At 69.8% G+C, this 12880-nt stretch carries 11 protein-coding genes; 6 read left to right on the top strand and 5 right to left on the bottom strand.

Features of this window, described 5'->3' with window-relative positions:
* Positions 1-76: 76 nt before the first annotated feature.
* The 6 genes from gap (at position 77) to pgi (ending at position 5979) form a co-directional block, all read left to right on the top strand.
* The gene (gene gap, locus ACFYXK_RS00585; protein ID WP_266668169.1) at positions 77-1084 is read left to right on the top strand and encodes a type I glyceraldehyde-3-phosphate dehydrogenase; all 1008 of its coding nucleotides are present in this window, start codon (positions 77-79) and stop codon (positions 1082-1084) included.
* Between the two features lie 144 nt (positions 1085-1228).
* Positions 1229-2440, top strand: a complete 1212-nt coding sequence (locus tag ACFYXK_RS00580; protein WP_389409166.1) for a phosphoglycerate kinase — start codon at positions 1229-1231, stop codon at positions 2438-2440.
* Between the two features lie 6 nt (positions 2441-2446).
* Positions 2447-3223, top strand: a complete 777-nt coding sequence (tpiA, locus tag ACFYXK_RS00575) for a triose-phosphate isomerase (RefSeq protein WP_389409165.1) — start codon at positions 2447-2449, stop codon at positions 3221-3223.
* Positions 3224-3368: 145 nt separating this feature from the next.
* Positions 3369-3596 (top strand): preprotein translocase subunit SecG, encoded by a 228-nt coding sequence (gene secG, locus ACFYXK_RS00570; RefSeq protein WP_078622294.1) that lies wholly within the window; start codon positions 3369-3371, stop codon positions 3594-3596.
* 187 nt (positions 3597-3783) lie between these two features.
* Positions 3784-4119, top strand: a complete 336-nt coding sequence (locus tag ACFYXK_RS00565; RefSeq protein WP_007263454.1) for an RNA polymerase-binding protein RbpA — start codon at positions 3784-3786, stop codon at positions 4117-4119.
* A 153-nt stretch (positions 4120-4272) separates the two neighbouring features.
* Positions 4273-5979 (top strand): glucose-6-phosphate isomerase, encoded by a 1707-nt coding sequence (pgi, locus tag ACFYXK_RS00560; RefSeq protein WP_389409819.1) that lies wholly within the window; start codon positions 4273-4275, stop codon positions 5977-5979.
* Between the two features lie 76 nt (positions 5980-6055).
* Here pgi and pgl read toward each other — a convergent pair whose 3' ends face one another.
* The 5 genes from pgl to tkt form a co-directional block, all read right to left on the bottom strand.
* Positions 6056-6838 carry a 6-phosphogluconolactonase gene (gene pgl / locus ACFYXK_RS00555; protein WP_389409164.1) on the bottom strand — a complete coding sequence of 261 codons (783 nt, stop codon included), beginning with the start codon at positions 6836-6838 and terminating at the stop codon, positions 6056-6058.
* An 88-nt stretch (positions 6839-6926) separates the two neighbouring features.
* Positions 6927-7985, bottom strand: a complete 1059-nt coding sequence (gene opcA, locus ACFYXK_RS00550; RefSeq protein ID WP_389409163.1) for a glucose-6-phosphate dehydrogenase assembly protein OpcA — start codon at positions 7983-7985, stop codon at positions 6927-6929.
* Entirely contained in the window at positions 7982-9508 is a 1527-nt protein-coding gene (gene zwf / locus ACFYXK_RS00545) for a glucose-6-phosphate dehydrogenase (protein WP_383508589.1), read from the bottom strand. The genes opcA and zwf overlap by 4 nt, the downstream gene beginning before the upstream one ends.
* Before the next feature lie 5 nt (positions 9509-9513).
* Positions 9514-10632, bottom strand: coding sequence for a transaldolase (gene tal, locus ACFYXK_RS00540; protein WP_389409162.1), 1119 nt, complete (start codon positions 10630-10632; stop codon positions 9514-9516).
* 34 nt (positions 10633-10666) lie between these two features.
* Positions 10667-12754 (bottom strand): transketolase, encoded by a 2088-nt coding sequence (tkt, locus tag ACFYXK_RS00535; protein WP_389409161.1) that lies wholly within the window; start codon positions 12752-12754, stop codon positions 10667-10669.
* Positions 12755-12880 lie beyond the last annotated feature (126 nt).

Below are 12880 nucleotides of genomic sequence, written 5' to 3'. Positions count from 1 at the left end.
GGGTCGTAAGCGGTCGGGGACATCCCATACAGCTCGCCGGCGGGACAGGCCGGCGCACCAACGAGGAGATCGGTTCGTGACGATCCGCGTAGGCATCAACGGTTTTGGCCGAATTGGCCGCAACTACTTCCGGGCGCTCCTCGAGCAGGGAGCGGACATCGAGATCGTCGGTGTCAACGACCTGACTGACAACGCGACCCTGGTGCACCTGCTCAAGTACGACACCATCCTGGGGCGCCTCAAGGCCGAGGTCTCCCACACCGACGACACGATCACCGTCGGCGGCAACACCTTCAAGACGTTCGCCGAGCGCGACCCCGCGAACCTGCCCTGGGGCGAGCTCCGCGCCGACATCGTCATCGAGTCGACCGGCATCTTCACGAAGAAGGCCGACGCCGCCAAGCACATCGCCGCGGGCGCGAAGAAGGTCCTCATCTCGGCTCCGGCCAAGGACGAGGACATCACCATCGTGATGGGCGTCAACCAGGACAAGTACGACGCGGCCAACCACCACGTCATCTCCAACGCCTCCTGCACCACCAACTGCGTGGCGCCGATGGCCAAGGTTCTCGACGAGAACTTCGGCATCGTCAAGGGCATGATGACCACGGTCCACGCGTACACGAACGACCAGCGGATCCTGGACTTCCCGCACTCGGACCTGCGCCGCGCCCGTGCCGCCGCCGAGAACATCATCCCGACCTCGACGGGCGCCGCCAAGGCCACCGCGCTGGTCCTCCCGCAGCTCAAGGGCAAGCTGGACGGCATCGCGATGCGCGTCCCGGTCCCGACCGGCTCGGTCACCGACCTCGTCCTGGAGCTCTCCCGCGAGACCACCAAGGAAGAGATCAACGCCGCCTTCCAGAAGGCCGCCGAGGGTCAGCTCAAGGGCATCCTCGACTACACCGAGGACGCGATCGTCTCCTCCGACATCGTGAACTGGCCGGCTTCCTGCACCTTCGACTCCTCCCTGACCATGGTTCAGGACGGGACGCAGGTCAAGGTCGTCGGCTGGTACGACAACGAGTGGGGCTACTCCAACCGCCTCGTCGACCTGACCGTCTTCGTCGGCGGTCAGCTCTAAGTCTCAGGTAGCAGGGCTAGGCACCAAGATGTGGGCACAGGGTCCGGTCAGCGCGATGGAGCGCTGCACGGGCCCTGTCGTCTGCCTCGACCGATCGGCCCCGCACCGGCAGAACCCGTGTATGGGGATAAGGAGTAGAAACACATGAAGACGATCGACGAACTGCTCGCCGAAGGCGTCGCCGGCAAGCGGGTCTTCGTCCGCGCCGATCTCAACGTGCCGCTCGACGGCGACAGGATCACCGACGACGGCCGCATCCGTGCCGTGCAGCCGACCATCGCGAAGCTCGCCGAAGCCGGCGCCCGCGTGGTCGTCGCCTCGCACCTGGGCCGCCCCAAGGGCGCCCCGGACCCGGCCTTCTCGCTCGCCCCGGCCGCCAAGCGACTCGGTGAACTGCTCGGTGCGGACGTCGCGTTCGCCACCGACACCGTCGGAGCCTCCGCCGAGGAGACCGTCGCCGCCCTCGCCGACGGCCAGGTCGCCGTCATCGAGAACCTGCGGTTCAACGCCGGTGAGACCTCGAAGGACGACGCCGAGCGCGGCGCCTTCGCGGACCGGCTCGCCGAGCTCGCGGACGTCTACGTCGGCGACGGCTTCGGCGCCGTCCACCGCAAGCACGCCTCGGTCTTCGACCTGCCCGCGCGCCTCCCGCACGCGGCCGGCGGCCTCATCGCCACCGAGGTCGGCGTCCTGAAGAAGCTGACCGCCGACGTCAAGCGCCCGTACGTGGTCGTCCTCGGCGGCGCCAAGGTCTCCGACAAGCTGGCCGTCATCGACCAGCTGCTCGGCAAGGCCGACCGCATCCTCATCGGCGGCGGCATGGCGTACACCTTCCTCTACGCCAAGGGCTACGAGGTCGGCATCTCCCTGCTCCAGAAGGACCAGGTGGAGGTCGTCAAGGAGTACATGGCGCGCGCCGAGAAGAACGGCGTCGAGCTGGTCCTCCCGGTCGACATCCTGGCCTCGGCGGACTTCCCCGACCTGAAGACCAAGGCCCCGGCCGTCTTCGAGACCGTCGACGCGGACAAGATCCCCGCCGACAAGGAGGGTCTGGACATCGGTCCCAAGACCCGTGAGCTGTACGCCTCGAAGATCGCCGACGCCGAGACCGTCTTCTGGAACGGCCCGGTCGGCGTCTTCGAGCACCCCGACTACGCCGGAGGCACCCGCGCCATCGCGCAGGCCCTCGTCGACAGCAGCGCGTTCACCGTGGTCGGGGGCGGGGACTCCGCCGCCGCCGTGCGTACGCTCGGCTTCGACGAGAACGCTTTCGGCCACATCTCTACCGGTGGCGGCGCCTCCCTCGAATACCTCGAGGGCAAGACGCTCCCCGGCCTCGCCGCACTGGAGGTCTGACCCTCAATGACCACGCGTACCCCGCTCATGGCGGGCAACTGGAAGATGAACCTCAACCACCTCGAGGCCATCGCGCACGTCCAGAAGCTCGCCTTCGCGCTCGCCGACAAGGACTACGACGCCGTCGAGGTCGCGGTCCTGCCGCCCTTCGTCGACCTGCGCTCGGTCCAGACCCTGGTCGACGGCGACAAGCTGAAGATCAAGTACGGCGCTCAGGACATCTCGGCGCACGACTCCGGCGCCTACACCGGCGAGATCTCCGGCTCGATGCTCGCGAAGCTGAAGTGCACGTACGTGGCCGTCGGCCACAGCGAGCGCCGCCAGTACCACGGCGAGGGCGACGAGCTCTGCAACGCCAAGGTCAAGGCCGCCTACCAGCACGGGCTCACCCCGATCCTGTGCGTCGGCGAGGGCCTGGACATCCGCAAGGCCGGTCAGCAGGTCCCGTACACGCTGGCCCAGGTCGACGGCGGCCTCAAGGACGTCCCGGCCGAGCAGGTCGAGTCCATCGTGATCGCGTACGAGCCCGTCTGGGCGATCGGGACCGGCGAGGTCGCCACCCCCGACGACGCGCAGGAGGTCTGCGGGGCGATCCGCGGCCGCCTCGCCGAGCTGTACTCCCAGGAGCTGGCCGACAAGGTCCGCATCCAGTACGGCGGCTCGGTGAAGTCCGGCAACATCGCGGCGATCATGGCCCAGCCCGACGTCGACGGCGCCCTGATCGGCGGCGCCGCACTGGACGCGGACGAGTTCGTGAAGATCGTCCGGTTCCGCGACCAGTGAGCTGCGTGATCGTCGCAGCGAGTAGGCGGTAGGGCGGATCCGTCGTACCCTTGCGGGGGCCAGGAGGCTGAACCACCAGCCACTGGCCCCCGCGCACATCCAGCAGAGCCGGAAAGCCAGAAAAGCCAGAAAGTAGGAATCAGCCGTGATTATGGGGTTCTCGATCGCCCTGATCGTCTTCAGCGCCCTGCTGATGCTCCTCGTGCTGATGCACAAGGGCAAGGGCGGCGGCCTTTCCGACATGTTCGGCGGCGGCATGCAGTCGTCGGTCGGCGGCTCCTCGGTCGCGGAGCGCAACCTGGACCGCATCACCGTCGTGGTGGGTCTGCTCTGGTTCGCCTGCATCATGGCGCTCGGCATTCTGCTGAAGTAGGGAAGCCGACGGTTCTGGCCATTCAGCCGGTCCGGTCGGCTCCGCCCCGCCTATCATGAGGACGGCGTCCACGGCCTGGAGTGAGTAACTCCATGTGATGGACGTGCGTTGGGCCTTACGTAGACTGGGGCGCCCGCGGCGGAATCCACTCACGCTTCGCGGCACCATCACGCAGGGAGTTACGACCGTGGCAAGTGGCAACGCGATCCGTGGTAGTCGGGTCGGAGCGGGGCCGATGGGTGAGGCCGAGCGCGGCGAGTCCGCGCCCCGCCTGCGCATCTCCTTCTGGTGCTCGAACGGGCACGAGACGCAGCCGAGCTTCGCCAGCGACGCGCAGGTGCCGGACACCTGGGACTGCCCGCGCTGCGGGTTCCCGGCCGGCCAGGACCGGGACAACCCGCCGGCGCCGCCGCGCACCGAGCCCTACAAGACGCACCTGGCGTACGTACGGGAGCGCCGCACGGACGCCGACGGCGAGGCGATCCTCGCCGAGGCGCTCGCCAAGCTCCGCGGCGAGATCTGAAAACGCAAGAGTGACGGTGTGACATCGGGCCCGGCCCGCAGGAGTTGTTCTCCAGCGGGCCGGGCCCCTTTGCGTACGTTGCGTCCCGCCCCATCCCTTAGGTTGGTGATCGGCGGGGCACGACAGGACGGAAGAAACGGGTTGATGTCCGAGATGAACGCAAACCAGGCCGCCGCGCGAAGCGCGTCAAACGAGGGTGGTGGCGGGCGACGGGAGGGACGTACGAGGCTCAATCGGACTGCGGAGTGGCTGGCACTCGGCAAGCACCGCGAAGAGCTGGGGCAGACGCATCTGCGAGAGCTGTTCGCGGCGGATCCGAACCGGGGCACGGGCTACACGCTGCGGGTCGGTGACCTGCACATCGACTACTCGAAGCACCTGGTGACCGACGAGACGCTGGAGTTGCTGCGGGACCTCGCGGCGGCCACGGGCGTGGCCGAGCTGCGCGAGGCGATGTTCCGCGGCGAGAAGATCAACACGACCGAGGACCGGGCGGTCCTGCACACCGCCCTGCGCGCGCCGAAGGACGCGGTGGTCGAGGTGGACGGAGAGAACGTCGTCCCCGCGGTGCACGCCGTCCTCGACAAGATGGCGGCCTTCGCCGACCAGGTCCGGTCGGGGCAGTGGACCGGCTTCACCGGCAAGCGCATCAAGAACGTGGTCAACATCGGCATCGGCGGCTCCGACCTGGGCCCGGCGATGGCGTACGAGGCGCTGCGCGCGTTCACCGACCGCGCCCTGACCGTACGGTTCGTGTCCAACGTGGACGGCGCCGACCTGCACGAGGCCGTACGGGACCTGGACCCGGCCGAGACGCTGTTCGTCATCGCCTCCAAGACCTTCACGACCATCGAGACCATCACCAACGCCGAATCGGCGCGGGAGTGGCTGCTGGCGGGCCTCGGCGGTGACACCGCGGCCGTGGCACGGCACTTCGTGGCGCTGTCTACCAACGCGGAGAAGGTCACCGCGTTCGGCATCGATCCGGCCAACATGTTCGGGTTCTGGGACTGGGTCGGCGGGCGCTACTCCTTCGATTCCGCGATCGGGCTCTCGCTGATGATCGCGATCGGGCCGGACTCCTTCCGGGAGCTGCTGGGCGGCTTCCGGACGGTGGACGAGCACTTCCGCACGGCGCCCCCCGAGCAGAACGCACCGCTCCTGATGGGCCTGTTGGGGATCTGGTACGGCGCGTTCTTCGACGCCCAGTCGCACGCGGTCCTGCCGTACAGCCACTACCTCTCCCGCTTCACGGCGTACCTGCAGCAGCTGGACATGGAGTCCAACGGCAAGTCCGTGGACCGGGACGGCAAGCCGGTCGACTGGCAGACCGGTCCGGTCGTCTGGGGCACGCCCGGCACCAACGGGCAGCACGCGTACTACCAGTTGATCCACCAGGGCACGAAGGTGATCCCGGCGGACTTCATCGGCTTCGCCCGGCCGATCGGCGAACTGCCGCCGAAGCTCGCGGCCCAGCACGACCTGCTGATGGCGAACTTCTTCGCGCAGACGCAGGCGCTGGCCTTCGGCAAGACCGCGGACGAGGTCCGCGCGGAGGGCGCGGCGGAGTCCCTGGTCCCGCACAAGACCTTCAAGGGGAACCACCCGACCACGACGATCCTGGCGCAGGACCTCACCCCGGCGGTGCTGGGCCAGCTGATCGCCCTCTACGAGCACAAGGTGTTCGTCCAGGGCGCGGTGTGGAACATCGACTCCTTCGACCAGTGGGGCGTGGAGCTCGGCAAGGTCCTGGCGAAGCGGGTCGAGCCGGCGCTGACCGAGGGCGCGGACGTGCCGGGGCTGGACGCCTCGACGAAGGCCCTCGTGGCCACGTACCGAGGCCTGCGCGACCGCGCCTGATCCGGTAGGCGTCACACGACGTACGAAGGGCCCGCTCCCCGTCAGGGGGGCGGGCCCTTCGTACGTACGGTACGGGTCAGGCCGAGGCCGGGGGGTACATCGACGACGGGAGCTTCGCCGCCGCCGCGCGGTCCAGGAGCCACAGCGTGCGCGAGCGACCGTACGCGGCCGCCGCCGGGGCCTGGATGCCCCCGGCGCCGCCGAGCGCGATCGCCACCGCGCCCGCCTTGTCCTCGCCGGCCGCGAGCAGCCAGACCTCCCGGGCCGCCCGGATCGCCGGGAGGGTCAGCGAGACCCGCGTCGGCGGAGGCTTCGGCGCGCCGTGGACGCCGACCACCGTGCGCTCGGTCTCGCGCGCCGCCGGGTGCTCCGGGAACAGCGAGGCCACGTGCGTGTCCGGGCCCACGCCCAGCATCAGCACGTCGAAACGCGGCACCGGACCGTGGTCCTCCGGGCCCGCGGCCCGCCGCAGCTCCTCCGCGTACGCGTCCGCCGCCGCATCGACGTCGTCCCCGTACGGGCCGTCCGAGGCCGGCATGACGTGCACGCGTGCCGGGTCCACCGGGACGGCGTCCAGGAGGGCCGCACGGGCCTGTACGTGGTTGCGCTCGGGGTCGTCGGCGGGGACGTACCGCTCGTCGCCCCACCAGAGGTCGAGGCGGGCCCAGTCGACGGCGTCGCGGGCCGGGGCGGCCGCCAGTGCGGCGAGCAGGCCGTTGCCGTTGCGGCCGCCCGTCAGGACGACGGAGGCGCTGCCGCGGGCCGCCTGGGCGTCGACGATCTTCGTGATGAGCCGGGCCGCTGCGGCCTGGGCCATCAGCTCTTTGTCCCGGTGGACGACGACTTGGGGAGTCGTCATACCCATGTGCTGCCGCCTTGTCGGTTGTGCGGTGGGTCGGAGCGCGCGTTCCGCTGCGCGGGGAGGAGCCCCCGCGCAGCGGGTACGGCTACTTGGCCTGGGCCTTCTTCGTGGGCTTGGCCGCCGGCTTCGCGGCGTCGGCCTTCGGTCCGGTCGCGGTCTCGGGGGAGTCCGGGGCCGCGGCCTTGGCCTTGGCCGGATCCGGGGCCGATGCCGGGGCCTCGGCGGCCAGTTTGGCCACGCCGAACTTCAGCGAGGCCTCGTAGGTGTTGTCCGGGTCGAGCCGGCGCAGCTCCTCCGCCAGCAGCTCGGCCGTGTCACGGCGCTTGAGCGCCACCGCACGGTCGGGCTGCCCCGGCATGCACAGCGTGGCCAGCGAGCCGTCGGCCCGGTCCAGGACGATGTCGCCGTCCTTGGTCTCCAGCCGGACCGAGGTCAGGCCGGGGCCCTGCGAGTGGGTCCGCTTGACGGGCACCTGGAGGCGGTCCGCCAGCCACATGGCCAGCAGCTCGCAGCTCGGGTTCTCGTCCTCGCCCTCGACGGCCGCCGAGGTGACCTTCAGGGCCTGCTGGTCCAGTGCGGCGGCCAGCATCGACCGCCACGGCGTGATCCGGGTCCAGGACAGGTCCGTGTCACCCGGGGCGTAGGCCGCAGCCCGTTCCCCGAGCGCCTGCTGCGGGTTCTCGCAGGCGTACGTGTCCGTGATCCGGCGCTGCCCGAGCGCACCCAGCGGGTCGCCCGCCAGGTCCGACGGGGCACCGTCCGGCCACCAGACGACGACGGGCGCGTCCGGCAGGAGGAGCGGGAGAACCACCGACTGGGCGTGGTTGACCAGTTCACCGTGAAGGCGGAGCACGACCGTCTCGCCGGTGCCGGCGTCCGCCCCGACGCGCACTTCCGCGTCGAGACGGGCGTCGCGGCGGCTGCGAGCCGAGCGGCTGACCCGCTTGATGACGACGACGATCCGCGAAGGGTGTTCGTGGGACGCGTCGTTCGCCGACTTGAGCGCGTCGTACGCGTTCTCCTCGTCGGTCACGATCACCAGCGTGAGGACCATGCCGATGGCCGGCGTGCCGATGTCCCGGCGCGCCTGCACCAACGCGGCGTTGATCTTGCTGGAGGTGGTCTCCGTGAGGTCGATCTTCATGGCCGGCGCCAGCTCCGTCCGTCTCGTGCGAGCATCTCGTCCGCCTCGACCGGCCCCCAGGTACCCGCCGGGTACTGCGCGGGCTTGCCGTGCTTGTCCCAGTACTCCTCGATCGGGTCGAGGATGTTCCAGGACAGCTCGACCTCCTGGTGGCGCGGGAAGAGGTTCGCGTCACCCAGCAGGACATCGAGGATCAGCCGCTCGTACGCCTCGGGGCTCGACTCCGTGAAGGACTCGCCGTACGCGAAGTCCATCGTGACGTCCCGGACCTCCATGGAGGTGCCCGGGACCTTGGAACCGAAGCGCACCGTGATGCCCTCGTCCGGCTGGACCCGGATGACCAGGGCGTTCTGCCCCAGCTCCTCGGTCGCGCCCGACTCGAACGGCAGGTACGGAGCCCGCTTGAAGACCACCGCGATCTCGGTCACCCGGCGGCCCAGGCGCTTGCCGGTCCGCAGGTAGAACGGGACGCCCGCCCAGCGGCGGTTGTTGATCTCCAGGCGGATGGCCGCGTAGGTGTCGGTCTTCGACTTGGGGTCGATGCCGTCCTCTTCGAGGTACCCGACGACCTTCTCGCCACCCTGCCACGCCGCCGAGTACTGGCCGCGCACGGTGTGCTTGCCCAGGTCCTCGGGGAGCTCGACGGCCGTGAGGACCTTGAGCTTCTCCGCCACCAGCGCCTTCGGGTGGAAGGAGCCGGGCTCCTCCATCGCGGTCAGCGCGAGCAGCTGGAGCAGGTGGTTCTGGATGACGTCGCGGGCCGCGCCGATGCCGTCGTAGTACCCGGCCCGGCCGCCGATGCCGATGTCCTCGGCCATGGTGATCTGCACGTGGTCGACGTACGACCGGTTCCAGATCGGCTCGAACATCGTGTTGGCGAAGCGGAGCGCCAGGATGTTCTGGACGGTCTCCTTGCCGAGGTAGTGGTCGATCCGGAAGACCTCGTCCCGCGGGAAGACCTCGTGGACGACCTTGTTGAGCTCCTCTGCGCTCTTGAGGTCGTGCCCGAAGGGCTTCTCGATGACGGCACGCCGCCAGGAGCCCTCCTTCTGCGCCAGCCCGTGGTTCTTGAGCTGCTGGACGACCTTCGGGAAGAACTTCGGCGGCACGGACAGGTAGAAGGCGAAGTTGCCGCCCGTTCCCTGCGCCTTGTCGAGCTCGTCGATCGTCGACTTCAGCGTCTCGAACGCCGCGTCGTCGTCGAAGTCGCCCTGCACGAACCGGCAGCCCTGCACCAGCTGCTGCCAGACCTCCTCCCGGAAGGGGGTGCGCGAGTGCTCCTTGACGGCCTCGTACACCTCCTGGGCGAAGTCCTCGTGCTCCCATTCACGCCGGGCGAAACCGATCAGCGAGAAGCCCGGCGGCAGCAGCCCCCGGTTCGCCAGGTCGTAGATGGCCGGCATCAGCTTCTTGCGCGACAGGTCACCCGTAACGCCGAAAATGACCAGGCCGGACGGCCCCGCGATGCGCGGGAGCCGCCGGTCCTGTGCGTCACGAAGCGGGTTCGCTCCGTTCACAGTCAAAGTGTTCAGGCCTCCGTGGGGGCGAGGCGCTCGAGCTCCGCCTCGGTGGACTTCAGCAGGTCGTTCCAGGACGCCTCGAACTTCTCGACGCCCTCGTCCTCGAGCAGCTGCACCACATCGTCGTACGAGATGCCCAGCTTCGCGACCGCATCGAGCTCGGCGCGGGACTGGTCGTAGGTGGCGCGCACGGTGTCACCCGTGATCTGGCCGTGGTCGGCGGTGGCCTCCAGCGTGGCCTCCGGCATGGTGTTCACCGTGTTCGGGGCGACCAGGTCGTCCACGTACAGGGTGTCCTTGTACGCCGGGTCCTTGACGCCCGTCGAGGCCCACAGCGCACGCTGCTTGTTGGCGCCGACACGCTCCAGGGCGTTCCAGCGGTCGGAGGAGAACACCTCCTCGTAGGCCTCGTAGGCCAGACGGGCGTTGGCGAGGGCCGCCTTGCCCTTCAGGGCCTTCGCCTCGTCGGAGCCGACGGCGTCCAGGCGCTTGTCGATCTCGCTGTCCACGCGGGACACGAAGAAGGAGGCGACCGAGTGGATCAGGGAGAGGTCCAGGCCCGCGGCCTTGGCCTTCTCCAGACCCGCCAGGTACGCGTCCATGACCTCGCGGTAGCGCTCCAGCGAGAAGATCAGCGTGACGTTGACGCTGATGCCCTTGCCGATGACCTCGGTGATCGCCGGCAGGCCGGCCTTGGTCGCCGGGATCTTGATCAGCGTGTTCGGGCGGTCCACCAGCCAGGCGAGCTGCTTGGCCTCGGCGATCGTCGCCGTGGTGTCGTGGGCCAGCCGGGGGTCGACCTCGATGGAGACCCGGCCGTCCTGGCCGTCGGTGCGGTCGTAGACCGGGCGCAGGATGTCGGCGGCGTCGCGGACGTCCGCCGTCGTGATCATGCGGATGGCCTCGTCGACGGTGACCTTGCGGGCCGCGAGGTCGGCGAGCTGCTGCTCGTAGCCGTCGCCGCTGCTGATCGCCTTCTGGAAGATCGACGGGTTGGTGGTGACACCGACCACGTGCGACTGGTCGATGAGCTCGGCCAGGTTGCCGGACGTGATGCGCTTGCGGGACAGGTCGTCCAGCCAGATCGCCACGCCCTCGTCGGAGAGGCGCTTGAGTGCGTCTGTCATGGGAATTGCATCTCCTACTGGTTCGGTACGGGCCTCAGCGCGCGGCGGCGGCGATGGAGTCCTTGGCGGCGGCGGTCACGGCCTCGGCGGTGAAGCCGAACTCGCGGAACAGCACCTTGGCGTCGGCGGAGGCACCGAAGTGCTCCAGCGAGACGATCCGGCCCGCATCGCCGACGTAGCGGTGCCAGGTCAGGCCGACCCCGGCCTCGACCGCGACGCGCGCCCTGACGGAGGGCGGCAGGACGCTGTCCTTGTACGCCTGGTCCTGCTCCTCGAACCACTCGACGGACGGCATCGAGACCACGCGGGCGGGGACGCCCTCGGCCTGCAGCGCCTCGCGGGCGGCGACGGCGAGCTGGACCTCGGAGCCGGTGCCGATGAGGACGACCTGCGGCTGGCCGCCTTCCGCCTCGAAGAGCACGTACCCGCCCTTGGCGGCGTCCTCGTTGCGCTCGTACGTCGGAACGCCCTGACGGGTCAGCGCCAGACCGTGCGGGGCGCCCTTGCCGAACACCTTGGTGTGGCGGCGCAGGATCTCGCGCCAGGCGATGACGGTCTCGTTCGCGTCGGCCGGGCGGACCACGTTCAGGCCCGGGATGGCGCGCAGCGAGGCGAGGTGCTCGACCGGCTGGTGGGTCGGGCCGTCCTCGCCCAGGCCGATGGAGTCGTGCGTCCACACGTACGTCACCGGCACGTGCATCAGCGCGGACAGGCGCACGGCGTTGCGCATGTAGTCGGAGAACACCAGGAAGGTGCCGCCGTAGATACGGGTGTGGCCGTGCAGCGCGATGCCGTTCATGGTCGCGGCCATGGCGTGCTCGCGGATGCCGAAGTGGACGGTGCGGCCGTACGGGTCGGCCTCCGGCAGCGGGTTGCCCTTCGGGAGGAAGGACGAGTGCTTGTCGATCGTGGTGTTGTTGGAGCCGGCCAGGTCGGCCGAGCCGCCCCACAGCTCCGGGATCACCGCGCCGAGCGCCTCGAGCACCTTGCCGGAGGCCGCGCGGGTGGCGACGCCCTTGCCGGTCTCGAAGACGGGGAGCTTGTCCTCCCAGCCCGCGGGCAGCTCGTTGGCGTTGATGCGGTCGAACTCGGCGGCGCGCTCCGCGTTGGCGGTGCGCCAGGCGGAGAAGTCCTTCTCCCAGGCGGCCTTGGCCTCGCGGCCGCGGTCCAGTGCCTTGCGGGTGTGCGCGAGGACCTCGTCGGAGACGTCGAAGGACTTCTCCGGGTCGAAGCCGAGGACGCGCTTGGTGGCGGCCACCTCGTCGTCGCCGAGGGCCGAGCCGTGCGAGGCCTCGGTGCCCTGGGCGTGCGGGGCCGGCCAGGCGATGATCGAGCGCATCGCGATGAAGGAGGGGCGCCCGGTCTCGGCCTTGGCCGCGGCCAGGGCCTCGAACAGCGCCTTCGGGTCGAGGTCGCCGTTCGGCTGCTGCGCGACGCGCTGGACGTGCCAGCCGTACGCCTCGTAGCGCGCCAGGGTGTCCTCGGAGACGGCCGTCTCGGTGTCGCCCTCGATGGAGATGTGGTTGTCGTCCCACAGCAGCACCAGGTTGCCGAGCTTCTGGTGGCCGGCCAGGGCGGACGCCTCGTGGGAGATGCCCTCCTGGAGGCAGCCGTCGCCCGCGATCGCGTAGACCATGTGGTCGAACGGGGAGGTGCCCTGGGCGGCCTCCGGGTCGAACAGGCCGCGCTCGTAGCGGGCGGCCATGGCCATGCCCACCGCGTTGGCGATGCCCTGGCCGAGCGGGCCGGTGGTGGTCTCGACGCCGGCCGTGTGGCCGTACTCCGGGTGGCCGGGGGTCTTGGAGCCCCAGGTGCGGAACGCCTCGAGGTCGGCCAGCTCCAGGCCGAAGCCGCCCAGGTAGAGCTGGGTGTACAGAGTGAGGGACGAGTGCCCTGCGGAAAGCACGAAACGGTCGCGGCCGACCCACTCGGGATCGGCCGGGTCGTGCCGCATCACCTTCTGGAAGAGGGTGTACGCGGCGGGGGCCAGGCTCATCGCCGTACCGGGGTGGCCGTTACCGACCTTCTGGACCGCGTCGGCGGCCAGGATGCGGGCGGTGTCGACGGCCCGCTGGTCGAGATCGGTCCAGTCGAGCTCTGTGGTCGTCGGCTTGGTGCTCACCGTTGGTCAGGGCTCCTCTCCACATGTCTGTTACCCGGTGACGAACGGGACACCGGCGCGATTCCGAGCCTACCCCCGTGACGGCGTGCAGCTATTCGAGTGCCCGCAGTCCGTCACAACGTCGGC

Origin of the sequence: Streptomyces sp. NPDC002209 (genome assembly GCF_042890265.1) — a bacterium.
In the GTDB taxonomy this organism is placed as follows: domain Bacteria; phylum Actinomycetota; class Actinomycetes; order Streptomycetales; family Streptomycetaceae; genus Streptomyces.
The sequence above is the reverse complement of the archived record's forward strand: the minus strand, read 5'-3'. Positions and strand labels throughout refer to the sequence as shown.